The sequence below is a fragment of the Rhodococcus wratislaviensis genome (assembly GCF_900455735.1).
GTDB lineage: Bacteria > Actinomycetota > Actinomycetes > Mycobacteriales > Mycobacteriaceae > Rhodococcus_F > Rhodococcus_F wratislaviensis.
In genome coordinates, this window is the sequence record NZ_UAUI01000012.1 from 98,354 (window position 1) to 119,010 (window position 20,657).

A 20,657-nucleotide genomic window follows, 5' to 3' on the forward strand; every position below is an offset into this window, starting at 1 on the left:
TCTCACCGCGGAAACATTCGTGACACGAAGCTGTCACAGCACCTTCCTAGCGTTCCCCCATGGCCATCTCCACTGACGCCCATCCCCCACCCGGCGGCAACCTGTCGACGACCGGGACGCGATCGCCCTGGTACACCAACCTGTTCGTCCAGCTTCTCCTCGGCATCGTCGGCGGCATCACTCTCGGCTGGTTGTGGCCGACGGTGGGATCGGAGCTCAAACCGATCGGCGACACGTTCGTCAAGCTGATCAAGATGCTCATCGCACCGTTGATCTTCACGGTGGTCGTGACGGGAATCGCCAAGGTCGGGGACGTCAAGGCCGTCGGACGAATCGGCGTCAAGGCACTGATCTACTTCACCGCCGTCACCGGGTTCGCCTTACTCTTCGGGCTGGTCATGGGCAACATCGTCAAGCCGGGCGCCGGATTCGACATCGACCCGGCCACCCTCGCCGACGGCACCGAGCAGGTCGCGGAGAAGACCGGCGGTGGCGAACTCCCCGGCGCCGTCGAGTTCCTCATGGACATCGTCCCCACCAGTGTGGTGGGCGCGTTCGCCGACAACATACTGCTGCAGGTCCTCTTCTTCGCGGTGCTCTTCGGCATCGCGCTGGCCAAGTACGGCGAGCACGGTCCCCCGCTGGTCCTCGAATTCGTCGACCACCTCAGCCACATCATCTTCATCATCATCGGCTGGATCATGCGGCTCGCCCCGATCGGCGCGTTCGGCGCGATGGCGTTCATCATCGGCCAGTACGGAATCTCCACACTCGGCAGCTTCGCCAAGCTCATCGCCTGCTGCTACCTCGCCGGAGCCCTGTTCGTCCTCGTCCTCGCGCTGATCGCGAAGTTCGCCGTGGGACTGAACATCTTCACGTTCATCCGGTACACCAAGGAGGAGTTCGGTCTCGCCCTGGGAACCGCCTCGTCCGAGGCGGTGCTTCCCCGCATCATGACCAAGCTCGTCGGGGCCGGGAACTCGCAGGCCGCGACCGGGCTCGTGGTGCCGACCGGATACTCGTTCAACCTCGACGGGGCCGCGATCTACCTGTCCATCTCGACGCTGTTCCTCGCCCAGGCCACCGGCCACGACCTGTCCGTCGCCGACCAGCTCGGCGCGTTGTTCATCCTGCTTCTCACGTCGAAAGGGATGGCAGGCGTACCCGGATCGTCGTTCCTCGCGCTGTCGGCGACCGCGACCGCGCTCGGAATCTTCCCCGTCGCGGCCGTCGCGGTGCTGCTCGGCGCCGACCGGATCATGGACTCGATGCGGGTGTTCGTGAACCTCCTCGGCAACTGTGTCGCCACCTTCGTCGTCTCGAACTGGGAAGGCCAGCTCGACAAGCAGAAGATGCAGGACGCCGTCCACGGAAGGCTCAGCCCCGGCGGCGCGGATCCCGTCGAGCAGCCGCCGGTCGTGGCCGGGTACGAGTCGCGTCAGTAGCCGGCGGGGATGCCGAACACCCGGATCGCGTCGCGGTACATTCCGAGTTGCTGGTCCTTGGTCAGGGGCATGACTTCAGCGATCAGCTGACCGGCGCTGGTGATCGCGCTCATCGCCCCGACCACCGGTAGTCCGGCGACGTTGAAATCGACCGTTGCCCTGCGGATGTGGTTGGCCGACGTGACGATGATCGCGCCGCCCGCACCGAGCGAGCGCGCGAGCGGAACCGAGTTGAGCGCGTTGCCCACCGTCGATCCGGCACGATGCTCGGGGTGGATGCGTTGCGCCGGGACGCCGTGCGACTGCAACCAGCCCTGCATCGCGGCCGCCTCGGTGATGCCGTTCTGCGGGTTGCCGCCGGTGACGATGATCGGCGACATCGGCGAGGCCCACGATTGGACGAGCGCGGCCTGCAGTCGGTTGATCAATTCCGGTCGCATCGCGCCGTCGGGAAGCAGCCCGTAACCGAGGACGATGATCGCGGTGGACGGACCCTGGATGGCCGGAAGTGGGTTCGGCGGCGTGAACGACGCAATTCTGATCGCGTTCAGCATCCCGTCGACGCCGGCGCGCATCCCACCGTCCATAGCGCCCAGCCGGGCGAGCGCGGTCTCCCGGGTGATCAGATCGCCCGCGGCGTCGGCGTAGATGGCCTGCAATGCCAGCGCATTGGTGTCGCCGGGTTCTCCGGCGACGGCGCCACCGATGTCCGCGAGGGCGCCACGGGTGTCACCGGCAGCGAATCTGCCCTGCGCGCTGTTGAAGAGGTCGGCGGCCGAGGCGGACGCCGTCGCGGTGGTCGAGACCGCCAGAGCCAGGCAGAAGGCGGCGGTCATGACGGTGGCGAGCAGCGCCCTGACTGCTGAAGAAATGGGCCGAACACGAAACTGCGTCACGCTGAGACCTTTCCGTCGGATTTTCACGAAGTACACATGCGATGGTCCGTGGAGCGTCGGCGCCAGTGTAGTGACACTCGTGGGGCTGGTGGGAAAATCGTTACTTACCGTTACCCGCCGCCGATAGAGGACAGAAGATGTCCGCTATCGATGGCATCCTGAAACGCATGCGGGAAACTTCGGCACGACTCCTCCGGCTGCTGTCCCTGCTTCAGACCCGAAAGGACTGGTCCGGGGCAGAACTCGCCGACCGGCTCGGCATCACCCCACGCACGGTCCGGCGAGACGTGGAGAAACTCCGCGACCTCGGTTACCCCGTGGACGCGACGGTCGGGGTGGGCGGTGGCTACCAGCTCGGCGCGGGCGCGGAAATGCCGCCCCTGCTGCTCGACGACGAAGAAGTCCTGGCCGTCGCACTCGGCCTGCAATCCGGCGCAACCGGCTCGGTGGTCGGCATCGGGGAGGCGTCCGTACGAGCGCTCACCAAACTCCGGCAGGTGATGCCGTCCCGCCTGCGGCACCGCCTCGAGGCGCTGCAGGTCGACGTGGTCCACCGCGAGCCCGCGAAGAGCGCCGTCGACGCGCAGGTCCTGTCAGCCGTCGCCTCGGTGTGCCACAACCACGAACGACTCCGGTTCGACTACCGCACCCACGACGGCACCGAGAGCCGCCGTGAAGTGGAGCCCTACCGGCTCGTCCGCTCCGGGCTGCGCTGGTACCTCGTCGCCTGGGACCTCACCCGCGCGGACTGGCGGTCGTTCCGGCTGGACCGCCTGACACCCAAGATCCCGACGGGACCGCGGTTCGTGCCCCGCGAACTGCCACCCGGCGGCGCCGCCGAATTCGTCGCACGGGGCATCAACCGCGCCGTCACCCGGATCCGCGCACGGGTGCTGCTGCACGCGTCGATCGACGAGATGGCAGCCCTGGTACACGAAGACTGGGGAACCCTCGAAGAAATGCCCGACGGACGATGCGCGGTGGCGCTCGGCGGCGACTCCGTGCCGTCGATAGCCAACTGGCTCAGCGCATTCGGCGTCGACTTCACCGTCCTCGACCCTCCTGAGCTGCGCGAAGAGTGCCGACGGGTGGGTGAGCGTCACCGCCTCTTCGCCGACCGCTACGGTAACGCCTGACCGAGACGCCGTTCAGCCGTCACCGTGGACCGAAAATCCGTGGAACCGAACGGTCCTGCGCGGCGTCCAACTCAGGAGACGACAAGGAAAGGTCGGGGTAGTCGGGGATGCAGCACACGATTGTCGAGGAGGGGCGCGCGCGGGCGCCTGCGGGGACGGGAACAGTCGGGAAGGTGCTCGTCGGGGGCCATCTGGCGCTCGGGGGCGCAACGGTGGTGATCATGGCGTTCTCGTTGGCGTTCGTGTGCACCCTCGACAACGGAACCCAGCCGTGGACGTGGCCGAGCAGGTATTCGACGGCCTGGTTCGTCACCGCGACCATCCTCGCCACCGCACTGTGGGCGCTGTTCGTGACGGGTGTGGTGATCTTCTCGTCGACGCCCCGGCGGGCGCTCGGCACGGCCACGTTCTTCGTGGCCGCGGCGCTCGGTGCCGCTGCGGTGATCGGGCTGTTCGGTCCGTCGGAGAATTCCGCGCTGCAACTCTGGCTGGTCTGCGCCATGAATCTCGGGTACCAGGCCGCTCACCTGCGGTCGGCGTAGCCGGGCAGAAACGAGTCAAGGCCCCACTCTGACGAGTGGGGCCTTGCTCGAACGTCATGTCCCGGCGAACCGGGAAGTCATGGCCGTTCTCAGATCAGGGTGACGCCGGTGGCCTGCGGGCCCTTGTTGCCCTGGCCGATCTCGAACGAAACGCGCTGATTCTCCTCGAGCGTGCGGAAGCCGCCGCTCTGGATCTCCGAGTAATGGACGAACACGTCAGCGCTGCCATCCTCGGGGGCGATGAAGCCGAACCCCTTCTCGGAGTTGAACCACTTCACGATGCCCTCTGCCATGTAAATCTCCTCTAACACAGTAACTTCTTCAGGCAACCGGCTCGGTTACCTGGGTCATTGAACACGACCGTCTATGACAATTCCTGTGGAGGACGTCCAAACGCTCGCAACCATCGATTTGCGAGCGTGGGAAACACAAACACAAAACTTACGACCTCCAATAGTGAACCACACATCTGGTCGGTTGTCTCCCCCGGGCCGAACTCGCGCAGGTCAGGGGATGAAATTGGCGTACACACCGGGGGCAACGGGCGCCACGATCCCATCCGGCGCCCACGGCGCACCCTGACCGGGAAGGACGGTCACGCTCCCCGTCACCGACACCACCACGGTCCCGCTGCCGGTGGGCACGACACGCTCGTCGTAGAAGCCGGCGAACTGCGGAAAGTCCTTGCTTACCCGGTACGAACCCGAGGCCCCGGTTGTCCCGGAACCGGCCCCCGTGAGTACTTGTCAACGTCCCGCGGTTGACAAGTACTCACGGCTGGGTGGCGGCGAGGCGTACGAAGGCTGCGGCGTCGAGAGTCTCGCCGCGGGTGGACGGCGTGATGCCGGCCTCGAGCAGCCGTCGCTCCGCCTCGGCGGGCGATCCCGCCCAACCACCGAGCGCGGCTCGTAAAGTCTTGCGGCGCTGAGCGAAAGCCGCGTCGATCACGGCGAACACGCGGCGCCGGTGTGCGTCATCGACGGGCCACGGCGGTTCGGCGTACCGGTCGATGCGCACGAGACCCGACTCGACTTTCGGGACGGGCCAGAACACCGCGCGCCCGACGGCGCCCGCGCGCCGCACGGCGCCGAAGAAATTGGCCTTCACGCTCGGCACGCCGTAGATCTTGCTGCCGGGGGACGCCGCCAGCCGGTCGGCCACCTCGGCCTGCACCATCACCAGAGCGGTTCGGAGACTGGGAAGTTCGGAGAACAGGTGCAGCAGCACGGGCACCGCCACGTTGTACGGCAGATTCGCGACGAGCGCCGTGGGTTCACCGGGGATCTCGGACGGCTTGACCCGCATCGCATCCGCGCCGACCACGGTCAGCCGGTCCGCGAGTTCCGGAGCACGGTCGGCGACCGTGACCGGGAGCCGCGCCGCGAGGTTGGGGTCGATCTCGACGGCGATCACCTTGTCGACGACGTCGAGGAGCGCCAACGTCAGCGAACCGAGGCCGGGCCCGACCTCGAGGACCGTGTCCTCGCGTCCCACGCCTGCGGTCGCGACGATGCGGCGCACCGTGTTCGCGTCGTGCACGAAGTTCTGCCCCAGCTGTTTGGTGGGGCGCACGCCGAACTCCTCGGCTAACGCGCGCACCTCGGCGGGGCCGAGCAGTGCGGCCTGACCTCGAGCGACGGGGGGTACTTCGGCTTCGGACACCAGGCGAACTTTAACGCACGCCGAGCCTGCCCGAGCACGACGGCCACGCTCCCCAGCCCTGCGTCTTCTGCGTCTGCGACGCGACGGCGATCTGTTCCTCGCGGGTCGCGAGGTCGGCGCGCGGCGCGTACTTGAGGCCGCCCTGGCGCTCCCACGTGTTCTGGTCGAACTGGACGCCGCCGAAGAATCCGTTGCCGGTGTTGATGGCCCAGTTGCCGGTGGCCTCGCACTGGGCGAGCGCGTCCCAGACCGAACCGTTCTCGACGGGCGGCACCTCGGTGCCCGGCTTCGCGCCGACGCGGATCACCTTCGGCTGGGCCGGCGTCGTGACCGTCGCGGACACCTGGTTGCGTCCGACTTCCTTGCCGTTGACGGTGTTGACCGCGAACGTGACGTCCTGGACGCCGGGCACTCCCGGGTTCTCGAGCACGGTGCGACTCTTGTTCATCGTCGGATCCTCGATGCGCTGCTCCTCCGGAGCCAGCGGCAACGTCTCGACCTTCGTCTCGGTGCGGTCGCGGGTGACGGTCACGTCCATGCCCTCGGTCAGCGGGGTGTCCGAGGGCGGGACGACGGTGTCGGCCTGCTCGAGCGGTGCGCCGTGCGCGGCGAGGAACTCTCCGACCGTCGGCGCGGCGATGCGCACGTCGGTGGCCGGCAGCGCGCCGTCGGCGAGCTTCACGACGAGCGGATTGAGCACCTCGAGGGCCGCACCGTCGAGCGGAAGTCGCTGCGAACGGGATGCGGACACGTGCACGTCCTCGCCGAGTTCGAACTGCTTCAGCGCGTCCTCGACGGTGAGCGCGGTGGTCCATACCGTCTTGGGCTGACCGTCCACCGTCAGCGACACCTCACGCGCGCGGCGCAGCACCACGGTGTCCCCGTCGGACAGGGTCGCGTCGCGTTCCGGTGCCACGGCGTCGCGGTCGCTGATCGAATAACCGGCGTCGGACAGGGCGGCGTCGACGCTCGTGGTCATGGTGCTCAGCGAGATCTTCTCGCCGTCCACGTCGAGTGTGACGTTCTTGTGCCGGACCACGGCCATCACTCCGCCTGCGATCAGTGTGGCGAGAAGCAGGGCCACCACGGTGTAGAGCAGCGGCGAGCGAGCCGAGTTGATCTTCGCGAAGGGCGACATCGTGTTCCTTTACTTCAGACCGTCAGCGGAGTCCGAGCTTGCTGGTGCAGGCGGGCCATGCGCCCCAGCCCTGCGCCGCCTGGACCTTCTCGGCGACGGAGATCTGCTGTTCGCGGGATGCGAGGTCGGCGCGGGCGGCGTACTGGCTTCCGCCGAACGCCTCCCAGGTGCTCTGGGTGAACTGCAGTCCGCCGAAGAACCCGTTGCCGGTGTTGATGGCCCAGTTGCCGGTGGCCTCGCAGTGCGCGATCGAATCCCAGGTGGAGGCGTTGGAGATGGCGAGTTCCTTCACACCGACCTTGACCAGTGCCGGCGCGGGCTCGCGGAGCACCTGTGAGCTGAGCTCCTGACGTCCGGCCTCGACACCGTTGACCGTCTTCACGGATGCGGTGACGGTGCGCTCGCCGGGGGCTCCCGGGTTCTCGACGACGGTCTTGCCCTTGTCCAGCGCGGGATCCTCGACGCGGTTCTCGGGCGGTGCGATGGGCAGCGTCTCGGTGCGGGTCTCGGTGCGGTCGCGGGTCACGTGGATCTCGGTGCCTTCGACGACGGGGGCGTCGGCGGGCGGAACGACGGTGTCGGCCTGCTCGAGCGGGGCGCCGTTGGCGGCGAGGAGCTCACCGACGGTGGGGGCTGCCAGTCGGACGTCCGTGAGCGGTGCGCCGCCGTCGGCGACCTTCACGAGCTTGGCGTTGACGACCTCGAGCGAGGTGCCTTCCAGCGGCAGGCGCTCGGAGCGGGACGCCGAGACGTGGACGTCGTCGGCGAGTTCGAACTGCTTCAGTGCGTCGTCGACGGTGAGGGCGGTGGTCCACACGGTCTTCGGCTGCCCGTCGACCGTGAGGTCGATCTCGCGGGCCCGCCGCAACACCACGGTGTCGCCGTCGGAGAGTGATGCGTCGGCTGCGGGAGCGACGGCGTCACGCTCGCTGACGGGGTACCCGGCGTCGTCGAGCGCGCCGCCGACGTCGGAGGCCATCGTGCCGAGCGAGATGGTCTCACCGTCGACGTCGAGCGTGACGGTCTTGTGCCGCGCCACTGCCAGCGCACCGCCCACGACGAGCGTCGCGAGCAGTGCCGCGACGACTACGTAGAGAAGGGGCGATTTGGCGTTGTTGATTCTGGCTAAAGGCGACACATGAAATCCCAAGGCTGGCGAAGGTTTGATCACGGTACGGTAACGAATCGGCGATGGTCTGGCAACTTTGCCGCTACGACCTGCGTGCGAGATCACGAAAAGGTTGAGATCGGGGACAGTTTTCGCTTCACCGCGAAGGATCCCTTCTGGTCCGGACCACGCCCGGAACGCAGTATCTTGCGACATGCACCAAGAAGCCCGGAAGCGACCGGGCACTACTGACTGAGAAAGCTGGGGTTCCGTGCGCAGCAGATCCGATCGACTTCTGAGACTCGTCAGACGTCCGAGAGTGCCCGCGGTGATCGCCGCGCTGACGCTGCTCGTCACACTCGTCGCGCCCGGCCTCGCCGGCGCACAAGAGCCCGCTCCGGGCAACAACTACACCATCGCCACCGACATCACGTTCGCCCCGTTCGAGTTCCAGGACGAGAGCGGCAAGCTCGTCGGAATCGACATGGACCTCCTCGCCGCCATCGCCGAGGACCAGGGGTTCACCTACCAGGTCAACGCTGTCGGATTCGACGCCGCACTCCAGGCGGTCACGGGCGGTCAGGCCAACGGCATGATCGCCGGCATGTCGATCACCGACGCCCGCAAGGCGACGTTCGACTTCTCCGATCCGTACTTCGAGTCGGGTGTTCAGATGGGCGTGCTCGAGAGCAACGACTCGATCACCTCGTACGAGGACCTGCGCGGCAAGTCCGTCGCGGTCAAGAACGGCACCGAGGGCGCCACGTACGCCGAGTCCATCAAGGACCAGTACGGCTTCACCACCAAGTACTTCGCCGACTCGTCGAGCATGTTCGACGAGGTCCGCACGGGTAACTCGGCGGCCGTGTTCGAGGACTACCCCGTCCTCGCGTACGGCATCAAGCAGGGAAACGGCTTCAAGACCGTCACCGACAAGGTCCCGGGCGCCAGCTACGGGTTCGCCGTCGCGAAGGGCCAGAACGCGCAGCTCCTGCAGGAGTTCAACACCGGCCTCGCCAACCTGAAGGCCAGCGGCCAGTACGACGAGATCCTCGACACCTACCTCAACTCCGACGCATCCGACGACGACAACTCGATCCTGGGCCTGATCAAGAGCACCTACCCGCTGCTGCTCGAGGGTTTGTGGCTCACGATCGTCCTGACCGTGATCTCGATCGCCATCGCGCTCGTCCTCGGCGCGATCTTCGGCCTGTTCCGGGTGTCGACCAACATCGTCCTGCGCGGCATCGGCACCACATACGTGGACGTGTTCCGCGGCACCCCGCTGCTGGTGCAGGCCTTCTTCATCTACTTCGGCATCCCGGCGGCACTGGACTTCCAGATGTCGGCGTTCACGGCGGGCATCATCACGCTGAGCCTCAACGCCGGCGCGTACATGGCCGAGATCGTGCGCGGCGGCATCCTGTCCGTCGACAAGGGGCAGATGGAAGCGTCGCGAAGCCTCGGCATCAGCTACCTGAAGTCGATGCGGAAGGTCGTGATGCCACAGGCCGTGCGGACGATGATCCCGTCGTACATCAACCAGTTCGTGATCACGCTGAAGGACACGTCGATCCTGTCCGTGATCGGGCTCGCCGAGCTGACTCAGACGGGGCGGATCATCATCGCCCGCAACTTCCAGTCCTTCAACATGTGGCTGATCATCGGCGTGATGTATTTCATCATCATCATGGCGTTGACGAAGCTGTCGAACCGGCTCGAGAAGAGGATCAACAAGTGACCGAGACACCGGTGACAGAGAACAAGGCCGAGACCGCCGACCCGAAGATCCGGGTGAAGGGTCTGAAGAAGTCGTTCGGCGACAACGAGGTCCTCAAGGGTCTCGACGTCGACATCGCGAGCGGTGAAGTGGTCTGCGTGATCGGGCCGTCGGGTTCCGGCAAGAGCACGTTCCTGCGCTGCCTCAATCGGCTCGAGGACATCACGGACGGCAACGTCGTGGTCGACGGGTTCGACGTGAGCGACAAGAAGATCGACATCGATCAGGTGCGTCAGCACATCGGCATGGTCTTCCAGCACTTCAACCTGTTCCCGCACATGACGGCGATCGAGAACGTGATGCTCGCGCCCGTGCAGACCAAGCGCGCCTCCAAGGAGGAGGCGCGGGCGACGGCGGTCCGGCTCCTGGAGCAGGTCGGGCTGGCGGAGAAGGCGGACGCGAAACCGGCGAACCTGTCCGGTGGGCAGAAGCAGCGCGTCGCGATCGCGCGGGCCCTGGCGATGAACCCGGACATCATGCTGTTCGACGAGGCCACCAGCGCTCTGGACCCCGAGATGGTGGGCGAGGTGCTGCAGGTTCTGCGCGACCTCGCGAAGGGGGGCATGACGATGGTCGTGGTCACGCACGAGATGGGCTTCGCCCGCGAGGTGTCCGACCGGGTGATCTTCATGGCCGACGGTTACGTGGTGGAGGAGGGAACTCCGGAGCAGATCTTCGGCAACCCGCAGCAGCCCCGCACCCAGGACTTCCTGAACAAGGTCCTCTGACACGTGAGTGGCGAAGCGTGCCGGGGCACGCTTCGCCACTCACATCGGGATCAGACGGTGGCGCGTTCCTTCGCGGCCCACGGCACCTTGTCGCCGAGCAGTCCGTCGACACCGAACCGGCCCGATCCGACGACGGCGAGCAGCAGCGAGCCGACGCCGAGGGCCAGCACCAGCTCGTAGCCGCCCTCGCTCGCGAAGATTCCCTTGTCGACGTGCACGAGGAAGAAGGCGCCGACCATGTCGAGGAAGAGCAGGATGCCGAAGATCGGGACGGCCGCCCCGATGATGAGTGCGATCCCGCCGATCAGCTCGATCCACGTCGCGAGGAACGCCGAGACGCCGGGAAGCGGAACTCCCATGGCCTCGAAGCCGGCGGTCGTGGCGTCGAGGCCGTTGGTGAAGGCCTTCTGCCAGCCGTGGGCGAGGAAGATGATGCCGATGCCCACGCGGGCGACGAGGATTCCCAGGCTTCGAACTGCGGGGTTGTTCATGGATGTGCCTTTCATCGAGGTGTCCCCGCGCGACCGGGACGACCGTTGGTTGAACAAGCAACGATCCTAAGTTCTCTAACTTGAAACTTCAACATAAGGCAATCGGCCCTGTGCGCGCGCCCCGACGAGTCCAGGGACTCGCTAACCACTCACGGGCCGGAGGCCGTACACACGCTCGGCGGTCGCGGTGGACGCCTTCGCCAGTTCGTCCGGATCCTCGCCCCGGATCTCGGCGAGCGCCCGGACCGTATACGGGAGGCAGTACGGCTCGTTCGGAGCGCCCCTGAACGGATGCGGGGTGAGGAACGGCGCATCCGTCTCGACGATCAGCTGATCCGACGGCACCAGTGGGGCCGCCTCCCGCAAGGCCTTCGCGTTCTTGAAGCTGACGGTGCCGGAGAAGCTCAGGACGTAACCGGCGCCGACGCACTCGCGCGCCATCTCGGCGTCCGAGGAGAAGCAGTGGAAGATCACCGTCTCGGGCGCACCCTCCTCGCGCAGCACCTGCAGCAGCGCCTGGTCGGCCTCCCGGTTGTGGATCATCAGCGTCTTCCCGAGCCGCTTCGCGAGGTCGATGTGCCAGCGGAAGCCCTCGGTCTGCTCGGGGACCGTGGCGCAGCCGTCGAGTTTCCCGGGCCAGTAGAAGTCGAGTCCCGTCTCCCCCACCGCGACCACCCGGGGATCACGGGCGAGCCGGTCGACTTCCGCCCTGGTCGCGTCGTCGAGCACATTCGCCCGGGTCGGGTGGATAGCCACGGCCGCGTACACGCGGGAATCCCAGTGGGCCGCGTCGACGGCGAACTGCGCGGCCGCCAGGTCGTCGGCCACCGTGACCACCCGCTCCACTCCGACCGCGGCGGCCCGGTCGACGATCGCCGTGACGCTCGCGGCGTCCGATGCTCCACACGCGTCGAGATGGGTGTGCGAATCGACGAGCGGGAACAGCGGCGCAGGGGCATCCGGGGCGGGACGGTCTTTGCTCATGCGGACATTGTCGACGCCGCCGCCGCACGTGTCACATGCGGTACTTTCTCCCGGACGGGGAGGGAGCCGTGTCCATGACTTCGAGCTCGATGAACGGCCGCGTGATCGCGGTGACCGGCGGTGCGAGGGGAATCGGGAGAGAGATCGCCCGACAGCTGGCACTGGCCGGTGCACGGGTCGCGATCGGCGACGTCGACGGCGCCGCGGCCCGCCGGACCGCGGACGAACTCGGCCGGGCGGGCGAGACGGTGGAGGGCCTCGAACTGGACGTCACCGACACCGGGTCGTTCTCGGCATTCCTCACGGCCGTCGAGGACCATTGGGGCCCGATCGACGTGCTCGTCAACAACGCGGGCGTCATGTGGGTCGGAAGGTTCGACGAGGAACCCGAATCCGCGACGGACCGGCAGCTCGCCGTGAACCTGCACGGGGTCATCCGCGGGGTGAGACTGGCGGCGCCGGCGATGCGTGCGCGCGGCCACGGTCAGATCGTCACGGTCGCGTCGGCAGCGTCGAAGGTCGCACCACCCGGCGAGTCGACGTACGCAGCGACGAAACACGGCGTGCTCGGCTACCTGACCGGTGTCCGCGAGGAGCTGCGCGGGTCGGGCGTGCAGATCTCGGTGATCATGCCGGGTGTCGTCGACACCGAACTCGCCGCCGGAACGGCGACGGGGGCGGCAAAACTGCTGACACCCGCCGACGTCGCGAAGACCGTGGTCGCGGTGATCCACCGGCCCCGGTTCGAGGTGACCATCCCCCGGTACGTCGGCCCGCTCGCCCGGCTGGTCACCGTCTTTCCGCAGTTCGCCCGGGACTTCGCGATCAGACGGATGGTCCCCGACCAGGTCAGGTCCACGAACAAGTCGGCCCGCGCGGCGTACGAGTCACGCGCCGTCACCGACGAGGACGGCACCGGACCGGCCTAGAACCCGAATCTGCGCGTCACGAAACGGTGGCGCGCAGATAGAGTGGTCGCACCATGAATGCTGCTGATTCCACCGCCTCGCGGCCACCTTTCTATCTGACGACGGCGATCGCGTACCCGAACGGCGTCCCGCACATCGGCCACGCCTACGAGTACATCTCCTCCGACGCCCTCGCACGCTTCAAGCGTCTGGACGGGTTCGACGTCTATTTCATGACGGGAACCGACGAGCACGGTCTGAAGATGCAGCAGACGGCGGCCAAGGAAGGCATCGACGTCCGTGAGCTCGCCGCGCGGAACTCGGACGTGTTCGAGGCCATGGACAAGACGTTGAACATCTCCTTCGACCGGTTCATCCGCACCACGGATGCCGATCACGAAGAAGCCAGCAAGGCGATCTGGCAGAAGATGCTCGACAACGGCGACATCTACCTCGACACGTACTCGGGCTGGTACTCGGTCCGCGACGAGGCGTTCTACACCGAGGCCGAGACCACGCTGCAGGACGACGGTTCACGCCTGTCCACCGAGACGGGCACCCCGGTCGAGTGGACCGAGGAGTCCACGTACTTCTTCAAGCTGTCCGAGTACCAGGACAAGCTGCTCCGGCTGTACGAGGAGAACCCCGACTTCATCGCACCCGCGACGCGGCGCAACGAGATCGTCAGCTTCGTCAAGGGCGGACTGAAGGACCTGTCGATCTCCCGCACGACGTTCGACTGGGGCGTTCCCGTTCCCGACCATCCCGAGCACGTCATGTACGTGTGGGTGGATGCGCTCACCAACTACCTGACCGGCGCCGGATACCCGGATACCGACTCCGAGCAGTTCGGCAAGTACTGGCCGGCGAACCTGCACATCATCGGCAAGGACATCACCCGGTTCCACACCGTGTACTGGCCGGCGTTCCTGATGTCGGCGGGAATCGAACTGCCGAAGCGCGTCTTCGTGCACGGATTCCTCTACAACAAGGGCGAGAAGATGTCGAAGTCGGTCGGCAACGTCGTCGACCCCGTCGCCATGGTGGAGCAGTACGGCCTCGACGCCGTGCGTTTCTTCCTGCTCCGCGAGATCTCCTACGGTCAGGACGGCAGCTACAGCCACGAGGCCATCGTCACCCGGATCAACGCCGACCTGGCGAACGAGCTCGGCAACCTCGCGCAGCGGTCGCTGTCGATGGTCGCGAAGAACTGCGACGCCCAGGTCCCGGCCCCCGGCGAGCTGACGGAGGACGACACGGCGATGCTCGCGCAGGCGGATGCGCTGCTCGAGCGGGTTCGCGCCGAATACGACGTCCAGGCACTGCATCTCGCGCTGGAGGCGATCTGGTCGGTTCTGGGCGAGACCAACCGGTACTTCTCCAAGCAGGAGCCCTGGGTTCTGCGGAAGACGGATCCGGAGCGGATGGCGACGGTGCTGTACGTGACGCTCGAGGTGGTGCGGATCGTGGGCATCCTCGTGCAGCCGGTGATGCCGGACGCAGCGGAGAAGATCCTCGACCTGCTGGGTCAGAAGGCCGACGCGCGGCAGTTCGGCGACCTTCCGACGCGCATCGTGGCGGGCACCCCGTTGCCCGCGCCGTCGGGCGTGTTCCCGCGTTACGTGGAGGACTGATCCGGGCGGGGTTCGTTCTTGTCGGACCCCGCATGCACACTCTCCCCCATGACGCCGAATAGAACATACATTCGATCTCCTCACGGTGGATTCGGGAACGGAGCGCGCGTGTTCGACGACGAAGTGAGCCCCCAGGCCGCCGCGGCAGTCCACACCCTGATGGGTGAGTTGTCGGCCGCGTACGAGCGTGGGTGGCAGCCCGCCGACGTCGTGCATCTGGCGCGGAGATCGAAGGAGCCGTCCGACGCGGCGCTGGCGGCAGCCCTGGTGCTGCACGAGGCGGAGCGCACGCGGGCCGCGCACCGGGCGCCGCGGGACTGGGTGGAGCAACTCCGCACCATCGGCGAGCAGTACCCGGGTGCGTCGCACCTGGCCGGGCGGGTTCCGGTCGACGGTCCCGACGTTCGGGCCCTGGCCGCCGGGCTGCTGTTCGAAGATCCGTACCACTCCGTCTATCAGCTCACCGACCTGTCCCTGACGTGGACGAATCTGCCCGGCTGGACGGTGCTCGCTCCCCCGCCGTCGACGTGGCCCGTCGTGCGGGTCGCCGACCCCACCGCGGCCGTGCCGGGCGAGACCGAGGCCGACGCGAAGGTGCTCAACAGGATCCGCGGACTGCTCGCGAAGGCCGAGGCCACCGACTTCGCGGAGGAGGCGGAGATCTTCACCGCGAAGGCGCAGGAGTTGATGACGCGCTACGCGATCAACGCCGCCCTCCTCCACACCCAGAACGGGGTGGGCAACACGGCGGTGCACAGTCGCCGCATCCACCTGGAGAATCCGTACGTCAAGGAGAAGGTGCACCTTCTCACCGAGATCGGTGACTCCAACCGGGTGCGCACCGTGTGGTTCAGCTCTCTCGCCATCGCGACCGTGGTCGGAACCCCCCTCGACCTCCAGCAGGTCGACATGCTGTTCACGTCGCTGCTCGTGCAGGCGACGCGCGCAATGCAATTCGCGGACGCCGACAGTCGCGGCGGTTCACGCACCACGTCGTTCCGGAAGGGTTTCCTCGCGGGCTTCGCCAGCCGCATCGGGCAGCGGTTGCGCGACGCCGACAGCCGGGCAACGGCCGAGGCCGCCGACGAGGCGTCGATTCCCGTCGACGCTCTGCTCCCGATTCTGGCCACCAAGTCCGAGGCCGTCGACGCCGAGTTCGACCGTCTGTTTCCGCGGACCAAGAAGGCACGAGGCAGGGCCGTCGACGCCAACGGCTGGTACGCCGGGCAGGCGGCCGCCGACGACGCCTCCCTGGCTCCCGGGGAGCGCGCCCTCCGGCGGTAGGGCCCGCTGGCCGTCTAGTCCTTCCGGGCCGCCAGCACCGTTTCGTAGAGTTCCCGCTTCGACACGCCGGTGGTGGCGACGAGCGCGCATGCATCCTTGAGCCGGGTGCCGTCCGCGACGAGTCGCTCCACCTCGTCGACGAGGTCGGCGGGGTCGGACGCGACGAGGGTGGCACCCTCCACCACCACCGTGATCTCGCCGCGGACACCCTCGGCGGCCCACTCGGCGAGTTCGGCGAGAGTGCCGCGGCGGACCTCCTCGTACGTCTTGGTCAGTTCCCGGCAGACGGCGGCGCGACGGGTTCCCCCGAGCACCTCGACCGCGTCCGCCAGACAGTCGGCGAGCCGGTGCGGCGCCTCGAAGAACACGCACGCGCGTTGCTCGGCGACCAGGGCCTGCAACCACGTCTTGCGCTGCCCCTGCTTCCGGGGCGGGAAACCGTCGAAGCAGAACCGTTCGACGGGCAGCCCGGACAGCGCGAGCGCCGTCGTCACCGCCGACGGTCCGGGCAGGCACGTCACCGCCAGATCCTCGGCCACGCACGCCGACACCAGCCGGTACCCGGGGTCGCTGACGGAGGGCATGCCGGCGTCGGTGACGAGGAGAACGGTCTTGCCGGACGCGACGTCGGCGACGAGAGCGGGCAGCCGGGCCGTCTCGACCTGGTCGTAGAAGCTGACGACCTTGCCGGTGATCGTCACGTCGAGCGCGGAGGCGAGAGCTTTGGTGCGGCGGGTGTCCTCGGCGGCGACGACGTCGGCCGTCCCGAGCGCCGTACGCAGCCTCGGCGAGGCGTCACCCACGTCCCCCATCGGTGTTGCGGCGAGCACTAGGCGACCAGTCATGACCCACAGCCTACGATTGCGGCGTGACGATGCTGACGGACGAGCGACCGACGCCCTCCGCACGACAGCCGTCCATGGTCGGACCGGCGCCGCTCGTGCCGCCCCCCGACTTCGGTCCCGTCGACCGCGCCCGCGGCTGGGTGGTCACCCTGTTCGTCACGGCGATCGCGGCGATCACCCGGTTCACGATGCTCGGCTACCCGACGGATGCGGGCACTCCCGTGTTCGACGAGAAGCATTACGCGCCGCAGGGATGGCAGGTGCTCACCGGCGGCTGGCTCGAGGACAACCCCGGCTACGGGCTGGTGGTGCATCCGCCGATCGGCAAACAGCTGATCGCGATGGGCGAGGCGATCTTCGGCTACAACGGCTGGGGCTGGCGTTTCGCCTCCGCGGTGGCGGGCACGATCATGGTCCTGCTGGTGATCCGCATCGTCCGCCGGCTCACCCGATCCACTCTGATCGGCGGCCTCGCCGGGATCCTGCTGGTCGCGGACGGCGTCACGTTCGTGTCGTCCCGGCTCGGCATGCTCGACATCTTTCTGGCACTGTTCGCGGTCGCCGCTCTCGGCTGCCTGATCGTGGACCGCGACCAGGTCCGCGAGCGGATGGCCCGCGCGTACGACGAGGGCCGGATCGGCGACAGCGACTGGGGACCGCGACTCGGTGTGCGCTGGTGGCGGTTCGGCGCCGGGATCATGCTGGGTCTGGCGTGCGGCACCAAATGGTCGGGCGTCTACTTCATCGTGTTCTTCGGACTGCTCAGCGTCGCGTTCGACGTGTCGGCCCGGCGCGCCTACGGGGTGCGGCGCCCGTGGTTCGGTGCCGGCGTCCGTGATGTCGGCCCGGCGCTGTACGCGCTCGTCGTCGTGCCGCTGTTCGTGTACCTCGCCAGCTACTGGGCGTGGTTCGCCAGCGAGACGGGTGTGGACCGGCATGCGGTGGGCAATGAGATCGGAACGGGCGGCACCTGGTCGTTCGTGCCGGGCGCGCTCCGCTCACTGTGGTACTACAGCGGGAACGTCCTGGAATTCCACGAGGGCCTCACCAATTCGGCGGGCAATCATCACCCGTGGGAGTCGAAGCCGTGGACGTGGCCGATGGGTCTGCGCCCGATGCTGTACTACTTCGCCGAGGGTGATCACGTCACCGGCTGCGGCGCGTCGAGTTGCGTCAAGGCCGTCATGCTCATCGGGACGCCCGCCATGTGGTGGCTGGCACTGCCGATGCTCGCGTGGGCGCTCTGGCAGACCGTGGTGCGGAAGGACTGGCGTTACGCCACCGTCCTCACCGCCTACGGCGCCGCGTTCCTGCCGTGGCTGACCACCCTGGACCGCCAGATGTACTACTTCTACGCGGTGGCGCTGGCGCCGTTCATGGTGATGGGTCTCGCGCTGATCCTTGGCGACATACTGGGCAGCGCGAAGGCGTCGTTCGAACGCCGCACCACGGGCCTGCTCGCCGTCTGCCTCTATGTGGGGCTCGTGGTCGCCAACTTCATCTGGCTGTGGCCGATCCTCACGGCCGTCCCGATCACCCCGGACACGTGGCAGCACCAACTGTGGCTCCCCAGCTGGCGTTGACACCGGAATGAGTCGAGCCGCCCGGGTCCCCGTGGGACACCGAGCGGCTCGCAGACTGTTTCTCTAGCGGGACGAGATCCGGTCGCGACGACGTTTCGCCGCCACTCTCCGCATCTCTCTCCGCATTTCCCGGCCGTCGACGATCATCTGGTCACGGGACAGATCCTTGTAGAGCGAAAAGCACAACCCGATCATCACGAGGACGAACGGCGCCGCGGCGATGATCGTCATCGTCTGCAGTCCGTCGAGCGCGGTGTCGCCGCCGGTCCACAGGATGAGCGCGGCCACGCCACCGGTGAGCACACCCCAGAACACGACCACCCAGCGCTGCGGTTCCAGCGAACCGCGCTGCGACAAGGTGCCCATCACCATCGACGCGGCGTCGGCGCCGGAGACGAAGAAGATCCCCACGAGGATCATCACCAGGACGGTCGTGATGCCGGTGAGCGGCAGGTGGTTGAGCATGCCGAACAGCTGCCCCTCCTGGGTGTCCTGTCCGGCGAGGTCGATTCCGTCACGCTGCTCGCTGATTCCGGCACCACCGAAGATCGCGAACCACACGAGGCTCACGGCACTCGGGACCACGATCACGCCGACCACGAACTGGCGGATTGTCCGGCCGCGGCTGATGCGGGCCAGGAACATGCCGACGAACGGGGTCCAGGAAATCCACCACGCCCAGTAGAAGATGGTCCACGAGGACAACCATTCGCCGGTCGCCGGATCGGACGACGCTCCGGTGCGGGCGGACATCTGCGCGAGCTGCGCGGCGTAGGCGCCGATCGTCGTGGGCAGCAGGTTGAGGATCAGGACCGTCGGTCCCACGACGAACACGAACAGGGCCAGGATGACGGCGAGCACCATGTTGGTGTTGGAGAGCCACTGGATGCCTTTGGCGACACCCGACACGGCGGACGCCACGAACGCGAGGGTCAGCAGGGCGACGATGGCGACCAACAGGAATGTGCTGACCTCCGACATCCACCCGACGACCTGGAAGCCGGAACCGATCTGCAGTGCGCCGAGACCCAGCGAAGCGGCGGTGCCGAACAGTGTCGCGAAGATCGCGAGGACGTCGATGAACTTGCCGATCGGCCCCTCCGCGCGGCGGCCGAGCAGCGGGATGAATGCGGAGCTGAACAGCTGCTTGCGACCCTTGCGGTACGAGCCGTACGCGATCGACAGTCCGACAACCGCGTACATCGCCCAGGGATGCAGGCTCCAGTGGAACATGGTGGTGGCCATCGCAGTTCCGATGCCCCCGTTGGAACCCGGAGGGGGCGTCACGTAGTGCGCGAGCGGTTCGGCGACACCGAAGAACATCAGTCCGATGCCCATGCCGGCGCTGAACATCATCGCGATCCAGCTGACCGTCCGGAACTCGGGCTTCTCGCCGTCCTTGCCGAGCGGAATCTGGCCGAACTTGCTGAACGCGAGCCACAGTGAGAAGAGGACGAACCCGGACGCCGACAGGACGAACAACCAGCCCATGTCGGTGACCAGCCAGTCGAGCGCCTTACCGGTCGTGGAGTCGAGATTGTCGGGGGCCACGAGCCCCCAGACGACGATTGCCGAGACCGCGGCGGCAGCGGCGGAGAACACCACGTGGTCGGTGCGAACACCGACCCGTTTGAGCCCTCCGCCGACGCTCGCGTCAGCGGTCTCGGAACCTTGATCAGGCAGATCAGTATTCATTGCCATGAACAACTACGTTGGTCATTTTCGATGGTAAAAGCAAGCTAGCCCACCGCTTCACACCGAATCGAGACCCAGCCTACGGCATCGTTACGCTGCGATTTTCCCCCATCCCGAGCCTCTTCCGAGAAGCCCGTCGATGCTGAGGCGTCCGGCACCGATCACGGCGAGAAGCAGCGACCCGACGCCCAGTGCGACGACGAGTTCATACCCGCCGTTCGCGACGAAGACGCCCTTGTCCGCGTGCACCAGAATCAGCGCTCCGAGCATGTCGAGAAACAGCAGGATTCCGGCGATCGGTGTGGCCACCCCCACGATGAGAGCAAATCCACCCGCGAGTTCGATAGTGGCGGCCGCAACAGCCGAAATGTCGGGCAGTGGGACGCCCATGTCGGCGAACGACGCCTGGGTGGCCTTCACTCCGTAGTCGAAGAACTTCTGCCAGCCGTGCGCGACGAAGACGACGCCGAGTCCGATCCGGGCAATCAGTAGTGCGAGGTCGCGGAAGAGTGCGGAAGCCATACCGAGCGTCTACCTTTCTGGGGTCACACCTTCTGGATGCGGCGCCGTCCTCATTCGGCGCCGCGGAGAGCGGACTGCACGAAGCCGAGGATCTCCTCGTCGGACACCCCCAGCTTCCGCAGGTCCTGCACATACCGTGTTGCGGCCTTCTCGGCCCCGGCGCGAATGGGGTCACCGCCGCTCGCGATGAACGTCCCCTGCTTGCCCCGGGTTTCGATGACACCCTGCTCGCCGAGTTCCCGGTACGCCTTCGCCACCGTGTTCGGGGCCAGACCC

At 67.1% G+C, this 20,657-nt stretch carries 21 protein-coding genes; 9 read left to right on the top strand and 12 right to left on the bottom strand.

Annotated elements, in window-relative coordinates; genetic code table 11:
* Positions 1–59: 59 nt before the first annotated feature.
* Positions 60–1,445, top strand: a complete 1,386-nt coding sequence (locus DTA22_RS18615; RefSeq protein ID WP_112300517.1) for a cation:dicarboxylate symporter family transporter — start codon at positions 60–62, stop codon at positions 1,443–1,445.
* Here the strand turns inward: DTA22_RS18615 and DTA22_RS18620 are convergent.
* Positions 1,439–2,281 (bottom strand): YdcF family protein, encoded by an 843-nt coding sequence (locus DTA22_RS18620; RefSeq protein WP_037244232.1) that lies wholly within the window; start codon positions 2,279–2,281, stop codon positions 1,439–1,441. The genes DTA22_RS18615 and DTA22_RS18620 overlap by 7 nt on opposite strands.
* A gap of 227 nt (positions 2,282–2,508) precedes the next feature.
* Between DTA22_RS18620 and DTA22_RS18625 the strand changes: the two genes are divergently transcribed.
* Both DTA22_RS18625 and DTA22_RS18630 read left to right on the top strand, forming a co-directional pair.
* Entirely contained in the window at positions 2,509–3,477 is a 969-nt protein-coding gene (locus tag DTA22_RS18625; protein ID WP_037244230.1) for a helix-turn-helix transcriptional regulator, read from the top strand.
* A gap of 107 nt (positions 3,478–3,584) precedes the next feature.
* Positions 3,585–4,019, top strand: coding sequence for a hypothetical protein (locus DTA22_RS18630; RefSeq protein ID WP_037243828.1), 435 nt, complete (start codon positions 3,585–3,587; stop codon positions 4,017–4,019).
* An 89-nt stretch (positions 4,020–4,108) separates the two neighbouring features.
* Here DTA22_RS18630 and DTA22_RS18635 read toward each other — a convergent pair whose 3' ends face one another.
* The 5 genes from DTA22_RS18635 to DTA22_RS18650 form a co-directional block, all read right to left on the bottom strand.
* The gene (locus DTA22_RS18635; protein ID WP_005255446.1) at positions 4,109–4,312 is read right to left on the bottom strand and encodes a cold-shock protein; all 204 of its coding nucleotides are present in this window, start codon (positions 4,310–4,312) and stop codon (positions 4,109–4,111) included.
* 213 nt (positions 4,313–4,525) lie between these two features.
* Complete coding sequence (locus DTA22_RS36080) at positions 4,526–4,663, bottom strand: hypothetical protein (RefSeq protein WP_160118525.1); 138 nt, start codon at positions 4,661–4,663, stop codon at positions 4,526–4,528.
* Positions 4,664–4,790: 127 nt separating this feature from the next.
* A complete protein-coding gene (rsmA, locus tag DTA22_RS18640) occupies positions 4,791–5,681 on the bottom strand; it encodes a 16S rRNA (adenine(1518)-N(6)/adenine(1519)-N(6))-dimethyltransferase RsmA (RefSeq protein ID WP_112300518.1) in 891 nt (296 codons plus the stop codon).
* A 10-nt stretch (positions 5,682–5,691) separates the two neighbouring features.
* On the bottom strand, positions 5,692–6,819 hold the full coding sequence (locus DTA22_RS18645) for a resuscitation-promoting factor (RefSeq protein WP_112300519.1): 1,128 nt from the start codon (positions 6,817–6,819) through the stop codon (positions 5,692–5,694).
* A 22-nt stretch (positions 6,820–6,841) separates the two neighbouring features.
* Positions 6,842–7,957, bottom strand: coding sequence for a resuscitation-promoting factor (locus DTA22_RS18650; RefSeq protein ID WP_037243820.1), 1,116 nt, complete (start codon positions 7,955–7,957; stop codon positions 6,842–6,844).
* Between the two features lie 241 nt (positions 7,958–8,198).
* Between DTA22_RS18650 and DTA22_RS18655 the strand changes: the two genes are divergently transcribed.
* Together DTA22_RS18655 and DTA22_RS18660 are read left to right on the top strand one after the other, a co-directional pair.
* On the top strand, positions 8,199–9,668 hold the full coding sequence (locus DTA22_RS18655; protein ID WP_370180812.1) for an amino acid ABC transporter substrate-binding protein/permease: 1,470 nt from the start codon (positions 8,199–8,201) through the stop codon (positions 9,666–9,668).
* The gene (locus tag DTA22_RS18660; protein ID WP_112300521.1) at positions 9,665–10,435 is read left to right on the top strand and encodes an amino acid ABC transporter ATP-binding protein; all 771 of its coding nucleotides are present in this window, start codon (positions 9,665–9,667) and stop codon (positions 10,433–10,435) included. Before DTA22_RS18655 ends, DTA22_RS18660 begins: the two co-directional genes overlap by 4 nt.
* 50 nt (positions 10,436–10,485) lie before the next feature.
* Here the strand turns inward: DTA22_RS18660 and DTA22_RS18665 are convergent, their stop codons facing one another.
* Together DTA22_RS18665 and DTA22_RS18670 are read right to left on the bottom strand one after the other, a co-directional pair.
* Positions 10,486–10,926, bottom strand: a complete 441-nt coding sequence (locus tag DTA22_RS18665) for a DoxX family protein (protein WP_112300522.1) — start codon at positions 10,924–10,926, stop codon at positions 10,486–10,488.
* A 141-nt stretch (positions 10,927–11,067) separates the two neighbouring features.
* Complete coding sequence (locus DTA22_RS18670; protein ID WP_112300523.1) at positions 11,068–11,910, bottom strand: TatD family hydrolase; 843 nt, start codon at positions 11,908–11,910, stop codon at positions 11,068–11,070.
* A 35-nt stretch (positions 11,911–11,945) separates the two neighbouring features.
* Between DTA22_RS18670 and DTA22_RS18675 the strand changes: the two genes are divergently transcribed.
* The 3 genes from DTA22_RS18675 (at position 11,946) to DTA22_RS18685 (ending at position 15,736) form a co-directional block, all read left to right on the top strand.
* Positions 11,946–12,839 carry an SDR family oxidoreductase gene (locus DTA22_RS18675; RefSeq protein ID WP_112300524.1) on the top strand — a complete coding sequence of 298 codons (894 nt, stop codon included), beginning with the start codon at positions 11,946–11,948 and terminating at the stop codon, positions 12,837–12,839.
* Between the two features lie 53 nt (positions 12,840–12,892).
* Positions 12,893–14,452, top strand: coding sequence for a methionine--tRNA ligase (gene metG, locus DTA22_RS18680; RefSeq protein WP_112300525.1), 1,560 nt, complete (start codon positions 12,893–12,895; stop codon positions 14,450–14,452).
* A 108-nt stretch (positions 14,453–14,560) separates the two neighbouring features.
* The gene (locus DTA22_RS18685; protein WP_112300526.1) at positions 14,561–15,736 is read left to right on the top strand and encodes a DUF2786 domain-containing protein; all 1,176 of its coding nucleotides are present in this window, start codon (positions 14,561–14,563) and stop codon (positions 15,734–15,736) included.
* A 14-nt stretch (positions 15,737–15,750) separates the two neighbouring features.
* On the opposite strand, the gene rsmI is transcribed toward DTA22_RS18685, so the two are convergent.
* On the bottom strand, positions 15,751–16,581 hold the full coding sequence (rsmI, locus tag DTA22_RS18690; RefSeq protein WP_037243806.1) for a 16S rRNA (cytidine(1402)-2'-O)-methyltransferase: 831 nt from the start codon (positions 16,579–16,581) through the stop codon (positions 15,751–15,753).
* Between the two features lie 74 nt (positions 16,582–16,655).
* Here rsmI and DTA22_RS18695 point away from each other — a divergent pair, with 74 nt between their 5' ends.
* Positions 16,656–18,164 carry a dolichyl-phosphate-mannose--protein mannosyltransferase gene (locus DTA22_RS18695; protein WP_112300532.1) on the top strand — a complete coding sequence of 503 codons (1,509 nt, stop codon included), beginning with the start codon at positions 16,656–16,658 and terminating at the stop codon, positions 18,162–18,164.
* Positions 18,165–18,227: 63 nt separating this feature from the next.
* On the opposite strand, the gene DTA22_RS18700 is transcribed toward DTA22_RS18695, so the two are convergent.
* From DTA22_RS18700 to DTA22_RS18710, 3 genes are all read right to left on the bottom strand, one after another.
* The gene (locus tag DTA22_RS18700) at positions 18,228–19,859 is read right to left on the bottom strand and encodes a BCCT family transporter (RefSeq protein ID WP_370184603.1); all 1,632 of its coding nucleotides are present in this window, start codon (positions 19,857–19,859) and stop codon (positions 18,228–18,230) included.
* A gap of 90 nt (positions 19,860–19,949) precedes the next feature.
* Entirely contained in the window at positions 19,950–20,381 is a 432-nt protein-coding gene (locus DTA22_RS18705) for a DoxX family protein (protein WP_037243802.1), read from the bottom strand.
* A 50-nt stretch (positions 20,382–20,431) separates the two neighbouring features.
* On the bottom strand, positions 20,432–20,657 hold a 226-nt coding region (locus DTA22_RS18710; RefSeq protein ID WP_409372713.1), incomplete at its 5' end, for a GntR family transcriptional regulator.

Bases quoted from the DNA above. Each gene is read 5' to 3' on its own strand.
- DTA22_RS18645 (WP_112300519.1), bottom strand. From the start codon at position 6,819: ATGTCGCCCTTCGCGAAGATCAACTCGGCTCGCTCGCCGCTGCTCTAC.
- DTA22_RS18675 (WP_112300524.1), top strand. From the start codon at position 11,946: ATGCGGTACTTTCTCCCGGACGGGGAGGGAGCCGTGTCCATGACTTCG.
- metG (WP_112300525.1), top strand. From the start codon at position 12,893: ATGAATGCTGCTGATTCCACCGCCTCGCGGCCACCTTTCTATCTGACG.
- DTA22_RS18625 (WP_037244230.1), top strand. From the start codon at position 2,509: ATGCGGGAAACTTCGGCACGACTCCTCCGGCTGCTGTCCCTGCTTCAG.
- DTA22_RS18630 (WP_037243828.1), top strand. From the start codon at position 3,585: ATGCAGCACACGATTGTCGAGGAGGGGCGCGCGCGGGCGCCTGCGGGG.
- DTA22_RS18615 (WP_112300517.1), top strand. From the start codon at position 60: ATGGCCATCTCCACTGACGCCCATCCCCCACCCGGCGGCAACCTGTCG.
- DTA22_RS18665 (WP_112300522.1), bottom strand. From the start codon at position 10,926: ATGAACAACCCCGCAGTTCGAAGCCTGGGAATCCTCGTCGCCCGCGTG.
- DTA22_RS18635 (WP_005255446.1), bottom strand. From the start codon at position 4,312: ATGGCAGAGGGCATCGTGAAGTGGTTCAACTCCGAGAAGGGGTTCGGC.
- DTA22_RS18670 (WP_112300523.1), bottom strand. From the start codon at position 11,910: ATGAGCAAAGACCGTCCCGCCCCGGATGCCCCTGCGCCGCTGTTCCCG.
- DTA22_RS18620 (WP_037244232.1), bottom strand. From the start codon at position 2,281: ATGACCGCCGCCTTCTGCCTGGCTCTGGCGGTCTCGACCACCGCGACG.
- DTA22_RS18700 (WP_370184603.1), bottom strand. From the start codon at position 19,859: ATGAATACTGATCTGCCTGATCAAGGTTCCGAGACCGCTGACGCGAGC.
- rsmI (WP_037243806.1), bottom strand. From the start codon at position 16,581: ATGACTGGTCGCCTAGTGCTCGCCGCAACACCGATGGGGGACGTGGGT.
- DTA22_RS18695 (WP_112300532.1), top strand. From the start codon at position 16,656: ATGGTCGGACCGGCGCCGCTCGTGCCGCCCCCCGACTTCGGTCCCGTC.
- DTA22_RS18705 (WP_037243802.1), bottom strand. From the start codon at position 20,381: ATGGCTTCCGCACTCTTCCGCGACCTCGCACTACTGATTGCCCGGATC.